Annotated in this window: 14 protein-coding genes and 1 riboswitch; of the genes, 3 read left to right on the top strand and 11 right to left on the bottom strand. The window is 71.2% G+C overall.

From position 1 onward, the window contains the following. Window positions 1–140: 140 nt before the first annotated feature. On the top strand, window positions 141–1,007 hold the full coding sequence (locus tag ACIOJE_RS06150; protein WP_400773656.1) for a helix-turn-helix domain-containing protein: 867 nt from the start codon (window positions 141–143) through the stop codon (window positions 1,005–1,007). A 5-nt stretch (window positions 1,008–1,012) separates the two neighbouring features. Then, window positions 1,013–1,213, top strand: coding sequence for a DUF397 domain-containing protein (locus tag ACIOJE_RS06145; protein WP_400773653.1), 201 nt, complete (start codon window positions 1,013–1,015; stop codon window positions 1,211–1,213). Between the two features lie 60 nt (window positions 1,214–1,273). On the opposite strand, the gene ACIOJE_RS06140 is transcribed toward ACIOJE_RS06145, so the two are convergent. From ACIOJE_RS06140 to ACIOJE_RS06110, 7 genes are all read right to left on the bottom strand, one after another. Further along, entirely contained in the window at window positions 1,274–2,290 is a 1,017-nt protein-coding gene (locus tag ACIOJE_RS06140) for a ribonucleotide-diphosphate reductase subunit beta (RefSeq protein ID WP_280676219.1), read from the bottom strand. Beyond that, window positions 2,290–4,707, bottom strand: coding sequence for a ribonucleoside-diphosphate reductase subunit alpha (locus ACIOJE_RS06135; RefSeq protein ID WP_280676613.1), 2,418 nt, complete (start codon window positions 4,705–4,707; stop codon window positions 2,290–2,292). Before ACIOJE_RS06135 ends, ACIOJE_RS06140 begins: the two co-directional genes overlap by 1 nt. Window positions 4,708–4,897: 190 nt before the next feature. Next, a riboswitch (cobalamin riboswitch) is annotated at window positions 4,898–5,040 on the bottom strand. A gap of 65 nt (window positions 5,041–5,105) precedes the next feature. Next, window positions 5,106–6,338 (bottom strand): GH12 family glycosyl hydrolase domain-containing protein, encoded by a 1,233-nt coding sequence (locus ACIOJE_RS06130; protein WP_280676217.1) that lies wholly within the window; start codon window positions 6,336–6,338, stop codon window positions 5,106–5,108. Window positions 6,339–6,400: 62 nt separating this feature from the next. Continuing rightward, a complete protein-coding gene (locus ACIOJE_RS06125) occupies window positions 6,401–7,723 on the bottom strand; it encodes a glycoside hydrolase family 26 protein (RefSeq protein WP_400773651.1) in 1,323 nt (440 codons plus the stop codon). Further along, the gene (locus ACIOJE_RS06120; RefSeq protein WP_400773649.1) at window positions 7,723–9,600 is read right to left on the bottom strand and encodes a glycosyltransferase family 2 protein; all 1,878 of its coding nucleotides are present in this window, start codon (window positions 9,598–9,600) and stop codon (window positions 7,723–7,725) included. The genes ACIOJE_RS06125 and ACIOJE_RS06120 overlap by 1 nt, the downstream gene beginning before the upstream one ends. 379 nt (window positions 9,601–9,979) lie before the next feature. Beyond that, window positions 9,980–10,975: a DUF2510 domain-containing protein gene (locus ACIOJE_RS06115; protein ID WP_280676211.1), complete on the bottom strand. Its 996-nt coding sequence runs from the start codon at window positions 10,973–10,975 to the stop codon at window positions 9,980–9,982. A gap of 75 nt (window positions 10,976–11,050) precedes the next feature. Continuing rightward, window positions 11,051–11,545, bottom strand: a complete 495-nt coding sequence (locus tag ACIOJE_RS06110) for a GNAT family N-acetyltransferase (protein ID WP_400773646.1) — start codon at window positions 11,543–11,545, stop codon at window positions 11,051–11,053. A 397-nt stretch (window positions 11,546–11,942) separates the two neighbouring features. Between ACIOJE_RS06110 and ACIOJE_RS06105 the strand changes: the two genes are divergently transcribed. Continuing rightward, on the top strand, window positions 11,943–12,902 hold the full coding sequence (locus tag ACIOJE_RS06105) for a helix-turn-helix domain-containing protein (protein WP_280676207.1): 960 nt from the start codon (window positions 11,943–11,945) through the stop codon (window positions 12,900–12,902). Between the two features lie 7 nt (window positions 12,903–12,909). Here the strand turns inward: ACIOJE_RS06105 and ACIOJE_RS06100 are convergent, their stop codons facing one another. From ACIOJE_RS06100 to ACIOJE_RS06085, 4 genes are all read right to left on the bottom strand, one after another. Beyond that, window positions 12,910–13,698, bottom strand: coding sequence for a histidine phosphatase family protein (locus tag ACIOJE_RS06100; RefSeq protein WP_400773644.1), 789 nt, complete (start codon window positions 13,696–13,698; stop codon window positions 12,910–12,912). Between the two features lie 155 nt (window positions 13,699–13,853). Beyond that, window positions 13,854–15,467: a monocarboxylate uptake permease MctP gene (gene mctP, locus ACIOJE_RS06095; RefSeq protein WP_280676203.1), complete on the bottom strand. Its 1,614-nt coding sequence runs from the start codon at window positions 15,465–15,467 to the stop codon at window positions 13,854–13,856. Continuing rightward, window positions 15,464–15,730: a DUF3311 domain-containing protein gene (locus ACIOJE_RS06090; RefSeq protein ID WP_280676201.1), complete on the bottom strand. Its 267-nt coding sequence runs from the start codon at window positions 15,728–15,730 to the stop codon at window positions 15,464–15,466. The genes mctP and ACIOJE_RS06090 overlap by 4 nt, the downstream gene beginning before the upstream one ends. Window positions 15,731–16,051: 321 nt before the next feature. Then, complete coding sequence (locus tag ACIOJE_RS06085) at window positions 16,052–16,843, bottom strand: GntR family transcriptional regulator (RefSeq protein ID WP_280676199.1); 792 nt, start codon at window positions 16,841–16,843, stop codon at window positions 16,052–16,054. Window positions 16,844–17,125 lie beyond the last annotated feature (282 nt).

The following is a 17,125-nucleotide window of genomic DNA, read 5'->3' as shown; positions in this document are numbered from 1 at the left end:
ATGTGTCGATTAGCGGACTACGTTGAGTAGCATGCTCCTGGAAGCTTCCATGTTGCAAGTCTCCACTTTGAAAGCCGGGTAAGGATTGTTGCCGGCGGCAGGGGCGGGGCAGACTTGCGGATCACAGATGAGGGGAGGTCATGGCAGTGCCTTTGAACAGAAACCCGACAGTTCGGCAGCGGCGGTTGGCTCGAACGCTCAAGGAGCTGCGGACCGAGGTGGACATGACGATGGCTCAGGCTGCTCGTCACCTCGCATGCGCCGAGAGCAAGATCAGCCGTATCGAGGCCGCGCAGTCGGGCATCCGGCTGGTGGACCTCCGGTTGCTACTTGACCTGTACGGGGTGACGGACCTGGAGACCCGGGGCCGGTTGGAGGTCCTGTCGCGTGAGGGTCGTCTTCGTGGGTGGTGGGATCGCTACTCGGACACCCTGTCGCCGCACTATGCCGACTACATCGCACTGGAATCCGATGCGTCGGACATGTACAGCATCCAAACTCTTCTGGTGCCTGGGATTTTGCAGACCGAGGAGTACACCACGGCGGTTGTGAGGGCGCAGATAGAGGATGCGACGTCCGACCAGATCGAGACACTGACGAAGGTTCGTCAGGAACGTCGATCAGTCCTGGTGAGGGATGCGCCCTTGAGGGTATGGGCTGTGATTTCGGAGTCTGCGCTCAGGCATCAGGTCGGTGGTTCGTCAGTCATGCGTGAGCAGCTTCTATCCCTGGCGGTTTCCGCTGAGCGTCCCAACATCAACGTCCAGGTTCTGCCTGAGGCGTCGGAGGTTCACGCGGCGCTCTTTGGACCGGTCACCATCCTCAGCTTCCCGGAGACAGCCGAGACGGACGTGGTGTACGTCGACAGCCTCCTCAGCACTCTGTACCTTGAGGAGCCGGACGAAGTCTTCAAGTACGCGAATCTGTTCCGCCGTGCTCTGGCGGAGTCGCTTCCCCGCAACGAGTCGATCGCGCTCATCGAGCGCATCGCGAGTGAGAAGGTCTAGAGACTGTGAACGAGTTCTCGCTTGAGTGGCGCAAGTCTTCGTTCTCGGGCGCGCAGAGCGAGTGCGTCGAGGTGGCCGTTGGCATGCCTGGCGCGGTCCCCGTGCGTGACTCGAAGAATCCTGCCGGGCCTGCGCTGGTGTTCGCGGCTGAGGCGTGGTCGGCCTTCGTGGCCGGGGTCAAGGGCGGGGAGTTTCCTGGCGCCTGATCCAACGACGCTGCCCCGCACGGCTTGTGGCCGTGCGGGGCAGCGTCGTTGTGGGGTGTTTTAGAAGTCGTCGTCGAAGGCGACCGAGCCCTCGACGGCGACCTGGTACGCGGACACCCGGCGCTCGAAGAAGTTGGTCAGCTCCTGGACGTTCTGCAGCTCCATGAAGCCGAACGGGTTGGTCGACCCGTACCGGATCGGCAGGCCGAGGCGGGCCAGGCGCTGGTCGGCCACGGCCTCCAGGTACTGGCGCATCGACTCGGTGTTCATGCCGGCGAGACCATCGCCGCACAGGTCCTGGGCGAACTGGAGCTCGGCCTCGACGGCCTCCTCCAGCATCTCCGTGACCTGCTTGGCCATCTCGTCGTCGAAGAGGTCGGGCTCCTCCTCGCGAACCGTGTCCACGACCGACATCGCGAAGTCCATGTGCATGGACTCGTCGCGGAACACCCAGTTGGTGCCCGTCGCCAGGCCGTGCAGCAGGCCGCGCGACCGGAACCAGTACACGTACGCGAACGCGCCGTAGAAGAACAGACCCTCCACACACGCCGCGAAGCAGATCAGGTTGAGCAGGAACGCCCGCCGATCCTCCTTCGTCTGCAGCGAGTCGATGTGGTCGACCGCGTTCATGTACTTGAAGCAGAACTGCGCCTTCTGGCGGATGGAGGGGATGTTCTCCACCGCGTCGAAGGCCGCCGCGCGGTCCTCCGGGTCGGGCAGGTAGGTGTCGAGCAGCGTCAGGTAGAACTGGACGTGCACGGCCTCCTCGAACAGCTGACGGCTCAGGTACAGCCGCGCCTCCGGGGAGTTGATGTGCTTGTAGAGGCTCAGCACCACGTTGTTGGAGACGATCGAGTCACCGGTGGCGAAGAAGGCGACCAGGCGGCCGATCAGGTGGCGCTCGCCCTCGCTCAGCTTGGCCAGGTCGGCGACGTCGGAGTGCAGGTCCACCTCCTCGACGGTCCAGGTGTTCTTGATCGCGTCGCGGTACCGGTCGTAGAACGACGGGTAGCGCATCGGGCGCAGGGTCAGCTCGAAGCCGGGGTCGAGCAGCATCTTGCGGTCGTCGGCGGTCATTACTGGCAGGCCTCGCAGGACTCGGGGTTCTCCAGGGAGCAGGCCAGCGCGGCCTCCTGCTCCGGGGTGAGAGCGGGGGTGTTCACCGGCACGGGCGCGGGCGCGGGCGCGGCGGCCCGGGCGGCACCGGAGGCGGCCTGGGCGATCCGGGTGGCCGGGCGCGAGCGCAGGTAGTAGGTGGTCTTCAGACCGACCTTCCACGCGTACGCGTACATCGAGCTGAGCTTGCCGATGGTCGGCGCCGCCATGAACAGGTTCAGCGACTGGCTCTGGTCCAGGTACGGCATCCGGGCCGCGGCCAGGTCGATCAGCGCACGCTGCGGCAGCTCCCAGGCCGTCCGGTACAGCGACCGCACCTCGGCGGGCAGCCAACCCAGCTCCTGCACCGAGCCGTTGGCCTCGCGCAGGGCGTCCCGGGTCTGCTGGTCCCAGACACCGAGCTCCTTGAGCTCGCGCACCAGGTACGGGTTGACCTGGAGGAACTCGCCGCTCAGCGTCTCGCGCTTGAACAGGTTGGAGACCTGCGGCTCGATGCACTCGTACACGCCGGCGATCGAGGCGATGGTCGCGGTCGGCGCGATGGCCAGCAGCAGCGAGTTGCGCAGGCCGGTCTCGGCGATCCGGGCGCGCAGCGCGCTCCAGCGGTCGGCCCACTGCGGGGCGGCCGTCGGGAAGTGGTCGATGTGCAGCTCGCCGCGCGCGGCGCGGGTCTCGCCGTACGCCTCGTGGCGGCCCAGCTGCTCGGCCAGGTCGGCGGAGCGCTCGTAGGCGGTGAGCATGATGCGCTCGGCGATCAGGGTGGACAGCCGCGCGGCCTCCGCCGAGTCGAAGTCGATCCGCAGCTTGAAGAAGACGTCCTGCAGGCCCATCACGCCGAGGCCCACCGGGCGCCAGCGGGAGTTGGAGGTGCCGGCCTCGGTGGTCGGGTAGAAGTTGATGTCCACCACGCGGTCGAGGAAGGTGACGGCGGTGCGCACGGTGGCGTCCAGCCGCTCCCAGTCCATGGCGCCGAGCAGGTCCTCAGCCGAGGCCCCCTCGGCCACGTGGGCGCCGAGGTTGACCGAGCCGAGGTTGCAGACGGCGGTCTCGGAGTCGTCCGTGACCTCCAGGATCTCGGTGCACAGGTTGGAGGAGTGCACCGTGCGGCCGGGCAGCGCGGTCTGGTTGGCGGCGCGGTTGGAGGCGTCCTTGAAGGTCATCCAGCCGTTGCCGGTCTGCGCCAGGGTGCGCATCATCCGGGCGTACAGGGTCTGCGCGGGGATGGTGCGCACGGCCTTGCCGGCCAGCTCGGCCTTGCGGTAGGCCTCGTCGAAGTCGGAGCCCCACAGGTCGACCAGCTCGGGCACGTCGGCGGGGGAGAACAGCGACCAGTCCGCGTTGGCGTTGACCCGGCGCATGAACTCGTCCGGGATCCAGTGCGCCAGGTTGAGGTTGTGGGTGCGCCGCGCCTCCTCGCCGGTGTTGTCGCGGAGCTCCAGGAACTCCTCGATGTCGGCGTGCCAGGTCTCCAGGTAGACGCAGGCCGCGCCCTTGCGGCGGCCGCCCTGGTTGACCGCGGCGACCGAGGAGTCGAGGGTGCGCAGGAACGGGACGATGCCGTTGGACTGGCCGTTGGTGCCGCGGATCAGGCTGCCGCGGGAGCGGATGCGCGAGTAGGACAGGCCGATGCCGCCGGCGTGCTTGGACAGCCGGGCGATCTGCGCGTAGCGGCTGTAGATCGAGTCCAGGTTGTCCAGCGGCGAGTCGAGCAGGTAGCAGCTCGACATCTGCGGGTGCCGGGTGCCGGAGTTGAACAGGGTCGGCGAGGAGGTCAGGTACTCCAGCCGGCTCATCAGGCCGTACAGCTCGGCGACCTCGCGCACCGACTGCTCGCTGTCGCCGACCGCCAGGCCGCAGGCGACGCGGAGCAGGAAGTGCTGCGGGGTCTCGATGACCTTGCGGGTGATCGGGTGGCGCAGCAGGTAGCGGGACTGCACGGTGCGCAGGCCGAAGTACTCGAAGCGGTCGTCGCCGCGCGGGTCGATCAGCGCGTCCAGGGCGGCGGCGTGCTTGGCGACGAAGGCGGCGGTGGTGTCGCCGATCAGGCCCTCGGCGTGGCCGACGGCGATCGAGGCGGCGAAGGAGACCGAGCCCTGGCTGTTCGCCTCGTCGACGATCTCCAGGGCGAGCAGCCGGGCGGCCAGCTTCGAGTACTGGGGGTCCTCGGCGATCATCGACGCGGCGGCGTCCACGGCCAGCCCGCGCAGCTCGGCGAAGTCCGAACCGGCGTGGCGGCCGCGCAGCGCGGCGGCGGCGACGTGGCCGGGGTCGGCCTGGGGGAGGTCGACGCTGCGGTCGGTGAGCAGCCGCAGCAGCGCGCCCCCGGGGTCGGAGACCGTCGGGTCGGTGAAGGCGGAGCCGGTTCCCTGGGCGGGCAGGGTGGCTGAGGCAGCGATGGTCAAGGCGCTCTCTCCTGGCGGCGATCGTGCGGCGGTGATCGGGGCACCGGACCGTTCGGGGCAGGGGAGCACGGCACGTACGCAGGATGCGTCGCGCGACAGTGGCGTCCCCGGCCCGCCCGCGAGGCCCGGAAGGTACTTCTCGTGCTGGTGCGGCCTCTGCGGGAGGGCCGGTGCGCACACCATCGGCAGGTATTCGGACTCGCGGGGCGGCTGCTGGAGCCGCCCGCACACCGCTGCGGGGCAGTCCCGGATTCGCACCGGGTTCCCCTGCGTCGACAGCAGGGACGAGCATACATCTAGTGGCGTGAGTCCGATGCAGCCCCACATGTAGTGTCGCGCGGCAGGGTCTATCGAGTCTGTGTGCGGTAATCTGCTCAGGCCGGAGGGTGCCACTCCTGGGCCGTACGGCCGTCGCACGGGCGCATCCGCACCTGCGTCGCGCCGCCCGTGGAGGCGCCCGGATTCTCGATGCAGCGCCCCGTGTCCTGGTTCGCGAGCTGCCCGGCGGGGGTGACCCGCCAGCGCTGGTCGGGGCGCGAGGTGCAGCCGGTGAGGACGGGGAAGCCGATGTCCGGGTCCTCGACGCAGCGCCCGGACTGGCCGATCGAGCCGTCGTCCCCCATCGTCCAGGTCTGCGCGGGCGAGCCGTCGCAGGTGCCGGCGCCCAGCAGGGCGGGATCGTCCGTCATCCGGCTGTCCAGGCAGCGGCCGGGCACGGCCGAGGTGATCGCCCCGCTGGGCTGTCCGGCGGCGGCCTGGAACGAGAAGGAGTCGCTGCTGAGCCCGGCGCCGCCGTCCCAGATCTCGAACCCGGCCTGGACGGCGCACAGGTACGAGCCGGCCGGGACGTAGCCGCGCTGGACGGCGTCGCGGGTGAAGGCCCGCAGGTCCAGGTCGGTGACGGAGGTGGCGCTGGTGGCCATCTCGTAGGTGATCAGGGTGTGGCTGCTCTTCTTCGGCGCCTGGTAGACGCGGTAGGAGGCGCCGCCGGCCCGCAGCTCGCCGGCCTGCTGCCCGAACGGCGTCTTGCCGTTCCCGCGCAGCCAGATCATCAGCTCGGCGCTCTCGGTGAAGGAGCAGCTGGTCCGGCTGGTGCTGTACCAGACGTCGTACGACGCGTTGTAGACGCCGTCGTCGACCTGGGTGGTGCGCCAGCTGCTGGTCGCGTACCGCAGGTTGTTGACGGCGATGGGCAGCGGGCCGGTGCCGGGCTGGAGCTGGGTGCTGATGTGCGGGTAGGCGCCGGGGCCCCGGTCCGGGTCGGTCAGGCTGGTGGGGCTGATCCCGCTGCGGGTCACCCGGAAGCCGGGTCCGCCGTCGGTGCTGCTGATGCAGAGGCCGCCGGTGGCGTTCCACTCGTTCGGGTTGATCAGGTAGCGGCCGGAGTCGACGGCCTGGGACGGGTAGCGGTTGTCCCCCGTGGAGCAGATCTCGCCGGCGGTGGCGGCCGGCAGCGGGGTGACCGCGGGGGCGGCCCTGGTGGGCTCCTGGCGGTCCTGCGGGAGCAGCACCGCGCACAGGGCCAGCACGATCGCGATGGACGGCGCGAGCCACCACCACGGTCGCAGACGGGGGCGCCCGGTTCCGGGCACGACGGGGTGGGCCATGGGGTCCTCGCCTCCCTGCGGCGGTGTGGCCGGCCGGTGCTGGGGCCGGGTCGGTGGCGCGTTCACCCTGCGGGCGTGGAACCCGACCGGGGCCGGGTGGCACCGGAGGTCGGCTTCTTGGCGGGGGGCTTCGTGGTGGTGGCCGACGGGGACGTCGAGGGGGTGGGGGAGGCCGGCGGGTCGGGGACCGGCGGGGGGACGGTCAGGGCCGGCTCGGAGCGGACGGTCCACGGCGTGCTGTAGCGGGGCGCGGCGACCCCGGCGGCGTACGCCTCGGCGGCCGCACCGGACGCGGCCACCCGCCAGTCCACCTCCTTCCGCGCCTCGTACCAGATCACGCCGATGATGTCGGGGTGCTGCGGGAGCTGGGAGAACATCTCGGTGATCCACTGGGCCTTGAGCCCCGAGGTGTCGGTGGCCCCGGTCTCGGTGATCACCACGGGCTTCTGGGTGAACTCCCGGACCTGCTTGATGGTCGGCTGGAAGATCTGGTCGAACGACTTGTACTTCTCGACGCCGGTGGTGCCGTAGTAGCCGGACAGCCCGATCCAGTCGGCGTAGTCGTCGCCGGGGTAGAGCGAGTTCAGGCTGGTGGCGTTCTCGTAGTCGACGTTGGGACTCCACACCCAGGTGACCCGGGTGGCGCCCGCCTGCTTGAAGATGTCGTGGACGTGCCGCCAGGCCTGGACGTACTGGCCCTTCCTGTTGCCGTTCGCCTGCTCGGCCCAGGGGTACCAGTAGCCGTTCATCTCGTGGGCGAAGCGCAGGGCGACGGGGTAGCCGAGGCCTTTGATGCCCTCCGCCCAGGTCCTGATGTAGTCGTCGAACTTGCCGTCGATGATGTTGGACAGGGCGTACTCGGGCTGGTCGCCGCGGAGCTTGTCGTCCTTCGATTCCTTGTGGTAGTCCCAGGGTTCCCAGGCGACCATCGGCATGATGCCGCGTTCGGCGACGGTGTCGAAGACCCGGCGGTCGAACTTCCGGTCCCACCAGCCCACCGAGAACTCCAGCACGTTCGGCTGGTGTTTGACGGCGGCGGTGAACTCGTCGAGCGGGCCGAGGTCGTACGGGCCGGTCTTGGTCATGATGCCGGTGAACGCGCCGCCGGCCGGCGGGAACGGCGGCGGCGGGGGCGGCGCGGCGGTCGTCGGTGCGGCGGTCGTCGGTGCGGGGGCCGCCGGTGTGCCGGGGGTGGTGGGGTCGGCGCTCGGCGGCGCGGCCAGGGCGCTGGCCAGCCAGCTCGGCAGCGCGGTCGGGGCGGCGCCGGCGAAGGCGTACGGCTCCCGGTCGGCGTGGGAGAGCCGGGGCGCCAGGACGAAGGTGTACCCGACCATCAGGGCCAGGGCGACCAGGGCGGCGATCCGGGGCACGGTGATCCGCAGCATCAGCGGCCTCCCTGCTTCGACCGGCCGCCGGCCCGGGCGGGCTCCAGCAGTTCCTCGAACTCGTCCGCGGCGGTGGGTTCGTCGCTGCGGACGGTCGTCCCGTCGTGCGGCGGTTCGCTCCGCTGGGCCGGCAGGTGTCCGGCCGCGGGGGCGTGGGCGGCCCCGACGGGCGCCGACGTCGCCGCGGCGCGCCGGGCGCGGGCCTCGCGGCGTCCGCTGACGAAGGAGATCACCGGCGGCGCGACGCCGGTGAACAGGCTGACTCCGGCCCAGAACCGCAGGATCCAGAGGTCGTGGTGGAGCGTGAAGCTCGCGCCGAGCAGTCCGCCCGCGACGGCCGCCCACACCAGGTGCAGCCGGAACGTCGACAGCGACTCGGCGCTGCGCAGGTCGCCCTTGGCGGTGACGGCGTACGCGAGCGGACGGCGCAGCAGCGCGGCGACGGCGGCGGCGACGTAGACCGGGCCGGCGAACAGGGCCAGTCCCATGCCCGCCATGCCGATCTCGCGTCGCTCGTGCGCGGCCAGGTTGAACCGGCGCAGCCAGAGCCACAGCACGAACCAGCTACCCATGCTGGCGCCCCACAGGGCCACCCAGTGGGCGCTGTTGAGGTGGATGGAGGTGACGCCGAGGGCCAGGTACACGGAGGTGGCGAGGCTGCCGAGGACGGTGGTGAGCGCCACGCTCGGGTAGTAGAACTGGACCAGGCCGTAGAGCACCCGCTGGCGCAGCCGCAGCTTGATGCCCGAGCGCAGCCGGTTCTTGAGCAGGATCTCCCAGATGCCGTACGCCCAGCGCTTCTGCTGGTTGAAGTAGTCGGTCCAGGAGGTCGGGCCCTCGCCGACGGCGAGGACGTCCGGGGTGTAGACGCCCTTCCAGTGGTGGCCGGTCTCCGGGTTCACGGAGGCCTGGACCCGCATGCTGGTGAGGTGGTCCTCGATGATCGAGTCCTGGTAGCCGCCGATCTGCTGCCAGGCGGTGGGCCGGTACAGGTGGTTGGTGCCGATCAGCAGCGGCGCGTCCATGCCGTTGCCGCCGCGCTCGACCAGGCCGGAGAACAGGTACTGCTGCACGGAGGCGCCGTGGGCGACCCAGTTGTCGTACATGTTGCCGTACACCTGGGGGGCCACCACGAAGGCGACGTCGGGGTCGCGGAAGTAGCCGAGGGTGCGCTGCAGGAAGCAGGGCAGCGGGACGTGGTCCGGGTCCATCTGGGCGACCACGTCGTACCCGTGCTCGTGCTCGGCGCGCCAGGAGTTGTGGTTGCCGGACTTGGTCTTGGCCCGGAACTCGCCCTCGGACCGGTTGTACTCGGGGCGTCCCTTGCGGCTGAAGTGGTGGACGCCGAGCCGGGCGGCCATCTTCTTGACCCGGTCGTCGTCGCCCTCGTCGAGGATCCAGACGTCGACCCGGCCGTCGTACTCGATCCGCAGCATCGCCGCGAGGGTGCGTTCGACGATCTCGATCGGCTCCTTGGAGGGCACGATCGTGGTCAGCACGGCGACCCGCAGCCCGGGCGGCGGGGTGACCGGCACCGGGTCCTTGGCGCGGAAGGCGAACACCCAGACGGCGAGGTTCTGGACCAGCCGGACCAGTTCCACCGTGATGACGGCACAGAAGCAGATGCGGGCCAGGTTGATCCGCCAGTCCGGGGACCAGCCGACACCGGAACCGGGGATGTGTTCGGGCAGCAGCAGCCAGCCGACGAAGGCGAGGCCGGCCAGTGCGTTGGCCGTCACCAGGACGGTCATCACGAACGTGGTGCCGCGGGAGGAGACCGAGCGGTAGCGGACGGCGGCGCCGTCCTCGCCGGGGGTCAGCGGGCCGGCGGTCTCGGCGCAGGCGACGTAGGCGCGTTGGGCCGCGGTGTTGCGCACGTCCCTGCGGACGATCCGCCGTTCGTGCCGGGCCCGGGGGAGGACGCGTCCGTGGCGTCCCCGTCCCCGGTTGCCCCTGGTCGCCGCGTGTTCGTTGGTGGAGTCCACCGGTATGCCCCCATGCAACCGCTCCGTTGGGCCGAAGCCGTTGGTTCCCTGCTCTGTCACCGCTCGTCGGCGCTGGTCACCCGGCCGTCGGTGGGACGGGTCCGCGGGTGGGCCGACACCCTCGCTGGCTTGGCTGATAGTCGTTCAAACGGCCAGCATACGGGCCGCTGCCGGACGGTCACAGTCGGGGTTCGGGTCCAGGGGCGCCGGGACGCCGCAGGCCCCACCGGGACGGTGGGGCCTGCGGGGTGGCCCGTGGGTCGGGAGGGCTTCAGGGGGTGATCTTGACGGAGTTCGCGATCTGGTCCATCAGCGCCAGCGAGGGGGCCTCCGGCGCCTGGTCGAGGCAGATCTGGAGCACCGGCACGGTGGTGGCCCCGGCCGCCGGGGTGACCTGGAGGACGCCGCAGTAGCCGTCCGGCGTGGAGGAGCCGCTGGACATCGGGACGTGCCACAGCGCGAGGTAGCCGTCCAGGCCCTGGATCTTGACGGCCGACTGCTTCACCGGCTCCGGCGGGGTCGGCGCGTCGGAGCCGTAACGGGCGTTGTAGAGCAGCTGGCCCATGCCGAGCACCAGGGACTTCGGGTCGGACCAGCCGCCGTTGAACACTCGGAGGTTCTGGATGACCAGGCCGCGGGTGCAGGCCCCGCTGCCGTGGCCCACGCAGGCGTACGGGCCGACCGCGTAGCGGACGTCGGTCGGGTTCTTGGCGTCGACCTGGACCTGCCAGTCCGGCGGCAGCATGAAGTTCATCTTCGAGTCCTGGCCGGTGATCTGCCGCCCGCCGGCGAGTGGCTGGCCGCCGGTCAGGGCGGTGCCCATGAAGCCGTTCGGGCTCTTCGGGTCGCCGGTGGCCGTCGGGGCGGCGGTCGGGTCGGCCTTCGCCGAGCCGGAGTTGCCGGTCTTGTCGCCGACGACGTACCCGGCGCCGGCCATCACGACCGACAGCACGACGGCGCCGACGGCCAGGAGCACCCTGCGCTTGGCGCGGTTCGGCTCGACCGTCTCGAAGACCACCGAGGTCGGGATCGGCTTGGGGGCCGGCGCGACGGGCCCGGGCTGCGGACCAGGCACCGTGGGGGAGACGACGGTCGACGCGGCGGCGTTCTGGGCGGTGTGGCCCGGGAAGGCGCTCGCGGGCGCGGCGGCGCCTCCGGGCTTGGCCTGAATCCTGTCGGTCCAGGCGGAACCGTCCCACCAGCGCAGCGTGTTGGGCTGCCCGGAAGGGTCGTCGTACCAGCCGCTTGGCGTACTCCCCGTCGTCATGCGGCGGATCCTAGCAGTGCCCCGATCAGATGGTCATTTCACGTCACCGGCCCGTGCGCAGCGGCCGACGCGGCCTCAGAAAGCCATCGTGTAGACCATCAGGTCCATCCCCGGGTACGGCGCCCAGTCGCGCTCCGGAGTGCGCAGGAAGCCGGTCCGCTCGTAGATGCGGTGGGCGGCGGTCATCTCGGGGCGGGTGGAGAAGGCCATGCCGGCCAGGCCGAGTTCGCGGCTGCGGGCGACGGTGGCGCGGACCAGGGCCTCGCCGACGCCCCGGCCGCGGGCGGCCGCGGCGGTGGCCAGCATCCGTATCTCGCCCTCGCTCGGGGCGGCGATGTCGGCCCACTCGGTGCCGCCGACGGCGAAGGTCACACAGCCGAGGACCCGTCCTTCGGCCGCGTCGACCGCGACGAGGAGCTCGGCCTCCCGGGCCCGGCGGGCGGCGTCGCGCAGGAGCTCGACGTAGCCGCTCGTGGGCGAGGTGTGGCCGTCGCCGACGAAGGCCTCGACGGTGATGCGGCCGGCGTCGTCGAGGTCCTCCGAACGGGCCTGACGGATGAGGATGTCCATCCCGCCAGTGTGCCGGAGCCGTGCGGTGTGGTGATCTCCGGGGTGGACCGGACCGGGAGGGTGGCCGGGTCGGCGGAGGGGCGCAGCGAGGCGGCCGGCAGGCTGCCGTACAGCCGGTCCAGGCGCTCCGGGCCGGCCGGGTAGCCGCCCGGGCGGTGCCAGTTGTCGCGGCCGGCGGCGGCGCCGCGGGCGACCTCCCGGCCGATCAGGGTGCCGAGCAGGCCGAAACCGCCGACGGTCCCGGCCAGGGCGAGTGCGCTTGCGAGAGTGTCGGTGTCCATGGCTCCACTCTGGCCGGGCCGCGCGGCGGCCACGAGTGGCAGGAACGACCGATTGCCTCGAAATCCTGCCACCCGGGCCCTTCCGCCCGCGACGCCCGCCGGGCATCCTGGGCGGCATGCTGAAGAACGTGGTCGCCGTGGTGCTGGAGGAGGTCCACCCCTTCGAGCTCGGCGTCGCCTGCGAGGTCTTCGGCCTGGACCGCACCGACGAGGGCCTGCCCGGGTACGACTTCGCGATCGCCGGGGCCCGTCCCGGGCCGCACGCGACCCACTCCGGGTTCGCGGTGGACGTCCCGCACGGCCCCGAGCGGCTGGCCGGGGCCGACCTGGCGGTGGTCACCGCGACGGCGATCCGCCCGGACTACCCGGAGCCGCTGCTGGCGGCGCTGCGCTCGGTGGTGGCGGACGGCGGCCGGGTGCTCTCCATCTGCAGCGGCGCCTTCGTGCTCGGCGCCGCCGGACTACTGGACGGCCGCCGCTCCAGCACCCACTGGCGGCACAGCGAGGAGCTGGCCCGGCGCTTCCCGCTGACCACGGTCGAGCCGGACGTGCTGTACGTGGACGACGACCCGGTGATCACCTCCGCCGGGACGGCCGCCGGCATCGACGCCTGCCTGCACCTGGTGCGCAAGGTGCAGGGCGCCGAGGTGGCCCGGGGGATCGCCCGCCGGATGGTGGTGGCGCCGCACCGGGAGGGCGGGCAGGCCCAGTTCGTGAACCGCCCGCTGCCCGGGGGCGACGGCGACTCGCTGGCCCCGCTGCTCGACTGGATGCGCCACCACCTGGACCGCGACGCGACCGTCGAGCAGCTGGCCGCCCGGGTGCACATGTCCCCGCGCACCTTCGCCCGCCGCTTCCAGCAGGAGACCGGCACCACCCCGCACCGCTGGCTGACCGGGCAGCGGGTGCTGCTCGCCCAGCGGCTGCTGGAGTCCACCACCGAGCCGGTGGACGCGATCGCCGCCCGCTGCGGCTTCGGCAACGCGGCGGCGCTGCGGCATCACTTCGGGCGCCGGCTGGGGACCACGCCGCTGGCCTACCGGCGCTGCTTCGCCGACCCGCGGGAGCGCGGGTGACGGATCGTCAGTTCTCCGGGGCCAGGTGGTCGACGGTGTTCCAGCGGTCCGGGTGCAGCCGCCCGTCCTGGGCGCGCCAGAGGCTGGTGGAGCAGTTGTGCACCGGCCCGAGCGCGGTGAGCCGCTCCTCGGTGAGCCGGTCCAGCACGTAGCGCAGCATCAGCACCGTGCAGTCGTGCGCGACCAGCAGGACGGGCCGTCCGGCCTCCTCCTCGCAGAGGTCCCGCAGCAGGCTGCGCACCCGCAGCGCGACGTCGGCCCAGGACTCGCCGCCGGGCGGGCGGTAGTACAGCTCGCCCATCTTGCGCCGCCGGGCGGCCTCCTCCGGGTGCTTGGCCTCGATCGCGGCCCGCGGCAGCATCTCCAGGACGCCCAGCTCGCGGTCGCGCAGCCGCTCGTCGTAGCGCACCGCGAGCGTGACCGGGACGGCGCCGAGCCCGGCGGCCTGGGCGAGCGCGATCCGGGCGGTCTCGGTGGTGCGCACGTACGGCGAACACCAGACGCTGCGCGGGCGGTCGGCGCTGGGCAGGCCGGCCCACCAGCGGCCGAGCGCCTGGGCCTGCTGCTGGCCGTGCAGCGACAGCGGGATGTCGGCGTCCCGGCAGCTGATCGGGACGCTGAGCGCGCCGGCGGCCTCGGCCAGCTGGAACTCGACGTTGGCGGTGGACTCGCCGTGCCGGGTGGCGATCAGGACGGACGGCAGCCGGGTGGCCGTCGCCGGGCGGTGGGTGGTGAGGTGGTGCGGGCTCTGGGTGGACTGGTGCTGGCCGTTGAGGGTGGTGCCGAGTTCTGCCATGGCCGCGTGCTCCCCGTGGGTCGATCAGTTTCCGGCCGGTCGCCGGTCCGGTCTGGTGGTGCCCTGCGAAGGCGGCTGTTCATACATATGATCGCGCCGCCTTCTCCAGTGTTCACGGAGAGGGCGGCGCGATCACAGGGCGCGTGCAGCGCGAATCAGTGCGCTGCTACGGGCTCCGGCGCGTTCTCCGGCTCCTCGTCGCCGGCTTCGGCGCTGTAGTCGGCGGGCCGGGTCTCGTCCGGGCCCTCGGGCGCCTTGACCGCGCGCAGCACCAGGGTGAGCGCCACCGCGACGAGCAGGTTGAGCGCGAAGGCGGTCAGGCCGATGTAGCCGATCTCGCCGATGCCGGGGATCGCGGCCGCGTTGCCGCCGAAGTGCTTGGTGGCCGGGCTGGCGATGCCGTACGCCGTCCAGGTGCCGTACGCCATGCCGGCCGCCCAGCCGGCGAACAGCGCCCAGTGGTGGAACCAGCGGGTGAACAGGCCGCCGACGATCGCCACGAAGGTCTGCAGGATCCAGAGGCCGCCGAGCAGCTGGAGGTTGATCGCGGCCTGCTTGTCCATGCCGAGCACGAAGACCAGCGCGCCGACCTTGACCAGCAGCGAGACCAGCTTGGCGATCCGGGTCTCGTCCGCGGGGCTGGCGGTGGGCTTCAGCCACTCCTTGTAGACGTTGCGGGTGAACAGGTTGGCCGCCGCGATCGACATGATGGCGGCCGGCACCAGCGCGCCGATCCCGATCGCGGCGAAGGCCACGCCGGTGAACCAGTCCGGGAACATGTCGGCGAACAGCTGCGGCACCGACAGCTGGGCGTTGAACTTCTTGTCGCCCTGGCCGACGCCCGCGGCGATCGCCATGAAGCCGAGCAGCGCCAGCAGGCCCAGCATCAGCGAGTACGCGGGCATGATGGCCATGTTGCGGCGCACGGTGTTGCGGGACTTGGAGGCCAGCACGCCGGTCACCGAGTGCGGGTACATGAACAGCGCCATCGCCGAGCCCAGCGCCAGCGTCGCGTACGTCCACTGCTTGTTGTCCGGGAGGGTCATCGAGCCGCCGGACTTGGGGGCGCTGAACTTGTGCGCCGCCGCGTCGAAGATGTGCCCGTAGCCGCCGAGCCGGATCGGGATGTAGATCACCGCGACGATGATCACGATGTAGATCAGCGCGTCCTTGACGAAGGCGATCAGCGCCGGGGCGCGCAGCCCGGAGGAGTAGGTGTAGGCGGCCAGCACGCCGAAGGCGATGAACAGCGGCAGGTCCTTGACGAACCAGTTGGCGTGCTCGCCGCCGCCGACGCCGAGCACGTCCAGCACCGCCTGGATGCCGACGAGCTGGAGCGCGATGTACGGCATGGTGGCCAGGATCCCGGTCAGCGCGACGACCAGGGAGAGCGGCCGCGAGCCGTACCGGCCGCGGACGAAGTCGGCCGGGGTGACGTACCCGTGCACCCGGGAGACCGACCAGAGCCGGGGCAGGAAGAGGAAGACCAGCGGGTAGGCGACGATCGTGTACGGCACCGCGAAGAAGCCCGCCGCGCCGGTCGCGTAGACCGCCGCCGGGACGGCGACGAAGGTGTACGCGGTGTAGAGGTCGCCGCCGAGCAGGAACCAGGTGACCCAGGTCCCGAAGCTGCGGCCGCCCAGGCCCCACTCGTCCAGGTGCGCCGCGTCGTCGGCCCGGCGCCAGCGCGAGGCGAGGAAGCCCATCACGGTGACCAGGGCGAAGAACAGCACGAAGACCACGAGGGCCGGCACGTTGACGTCCTTCATCGCGCGCCACCCGCCTTCCGGGCCGCCGTGCGGGCCTTCTCGTCCCGGTTGATCAGCAGGTACGCGGCGACGGTGAACACCGCCGACACCGGCACCCAGAGCAGCTGGTACCAGTAGAAGAACGGCACCCCGCCCGCGGGCGGGTCGGTCTTGTCGTACGAGGACACCCAGAGCAACGCGACGATCGGCACCAGCAGGGCGAGCCCGGCCAGCACCCGCTCGGGGGTCACCGCCGGCACCCGGTCCCCGGGTGGCTCGGGCATGACAGGTTCGGTGGCATCGGGATCAGACGGCATCTTCGGCTCCGCTCCGGAGGGTTCCCCGTCGGCGCCGCAGCCCCGGGAGCACCGCACGCCCCCGCGAGCCCGCCGAGCAGCACCATCGGTGATCGGCAGTCAGTACGGCTGCGCAATCTAGGGCATGGGGTGATCCATGTCACCGGGATCGGGGCGACTTCCCGCCATTCGGACGCCGTCCGGGTGTATTCGACCGGTACGGGTCGTCCGGGTGACGCGAACGGGCACCGGCGCGCGGGTCGCGCGCGCCGGTGCCCGTGGTGCGAAGGGGGCGTGAGCCGCCGTCGACTACTCCGGCCGCTTGAGCCGGGTGATGAACTTGTAGCGGTCGCCGCGGTAGATCGAGCGGACCCACTCCACCGGGTCGCCCTCGGCGTCGAAGGAGTGCCGGGAGAGCTGGAGCATCGGCAGCCCGAGGTCCGAGCCGAGCAGCCCGGCCTCGCGCGGGTTGGCGAGGGTGGTCTCGATGGTCTCCTCGGCCTCGGCCACGGTGACCCCGTACACCTCGCGCAGCGCCGCGTAGAGCGAGTTGTGCTTGGCGAGGTTGCGGCGCAGCGCGGGGAAGCGCTTGGCGGACAGGTGCGCGACCTCGATGGCCATCGGGTCGCCGTTGGCCAGCCGCAGGCGCTCGATCCGCAGCACCCGGCCGCCGGGCTTGATGTCGAGCAGCGGGGCGAGCCGGTCGTCGGCGGTGATGTAGCCGATCTCGATCAGCCGCGAGGCGGGCTCCAGGCCCTGGGCCCGCATGTCCTCGGTGTAGGAGGTGAGCTGGAGGGCCTGGGCGACCTTGGGCTTGGCGACGAAGGTGCCCTTGCCCTGGATGCGCTCCAGCCGGCCCTCGACGACCAGTTCCTGCAGTGCCTGGCGGACGGTGGTGCGCGAGGTGTCGAACTGGGCGGCCAGCGCGCGCTCCGGCGGGACCGGGGTGCCGGCGGGCTGGGTCTCGGTCAGTTGGAGCAGGTGGCGCTTGAGACCGTAGTACTTGGGGACGCGCGCGGTCGGGTCGGTGCCGGCCTGCGCCGGGAGGTTTTTCACCTCGGGGTCGTTGACCTGGGCGGTGGATCCCCCGTCGCTGCTCATCGGACCTGTTCTCCCGCTTCTCACAGGGTCTTTACGGACCCCGCCACATCGTTAACGGGTGACATCGTTGCATGTATGGCTACGGAACGAATACCTCATCACGCGATGAACGATGTGCGGTGTCGGCTTGATAACGGGTGGTCCGGATCGGTCGAACTCCCGTTGACAGGCCCATTGGTCTAGGCCAAGCTCCAGGCATCTGGTCTACACCACTAGGCCGGTCACTACGAATCCCCCCACCCGCTCGAAGGGGTCCGCGGCACCTTTCCCCCCGCTCTACGT

The organism is Kitasatospora sp. NPDC087861 (assembly GCF_044742585.1).
Classification (GTDB): Bacteria; Actinomycetota; Actinomycetes; order Streptomycetales; family Streptomycetaceae; genus Kitasatospora.
This window is presented reverse-complemented; position numbering and strand designations above follow the sequence as displayed.

Coding starts and splice junctions, on each gene's coding strand:
- ACIOJE_RS06115 (WP_280676211.1), bottom strand. CDS start 10,975: ATGACGACGGGGAGTACGCCAAGCGGCTGGTACGACGACCCTTCCGGG.
- ACIOJE_RS06100 (WP_400773644.1), bottom strand. CDS start 13,698: ATGGCAGAACTCGGCACCACCCTCAACGGCCAGCACCAGTCCACCCAG.
- ACIOJE_RS06110 (WP_400773646.1), bottom strand. CDS start 11,545: ATGGACATCCTCATCCGTCAGGCCCGTTCGGAGGACCTCGACGACGCC.
- ACIOJE_RS06090 (WP_280676201.1), bottom strand. CDS start 15,730: ATGCCCGAGCCACCCGGGGACCGGGTGCCGGCGGTGACCCCCGAGCGG.
- ACIOJE_RS06140 (WP_280676219.1), bottom strand. CDS start 2,290: ATGACCGCCGACGACCGCAAGATGCTGCTCGACCCCGGCTTCGAGCTG.
- ACIOJE_RS06130 (WP_280676217.1), bottom strand. CDS start 6,338: ATGGCCCACCCCGTCGTGCCCGGAACCGGGCGCCCCCGTCTGCGACCG.
- ACIOJE_RS06105 (WP_280676207.1), top strand. CDS start 11,943: ATGCTGAAGAACGTGGTCGCCGTGGTGCTGGAGGAGGTCCACCCCTTC.
- mctP (WP_280676203.1), bottom strand. CDS start 15,467: ATGAAGGACGTCAACGTGCCGGCCCTCGTGGTCTTCGTGCTGTTCTTC.
- ACIOJE_RS06150 (WP_400773656.1), top strand. CDS start 141: ATGGCAGTGCCTTTGAACAGAAACCCGACAGTTCGGCAGCGGCGGTTG.
- ACIOJE_RS06125 (WP_400773651.1), bottom strand. CDS start 7,723: ATGCTGCGGATCACCGTGCCCCGGATCGCCGCCCTGGTCGCCCTGGCC.
- ACIOJE_RS06085 (WP_280676199.1), bottom strand. CDS start 16,843: ATGAGCAGCGACGGGGGATCCACCGCCCAGGTCAACGACCCCGAGGTG.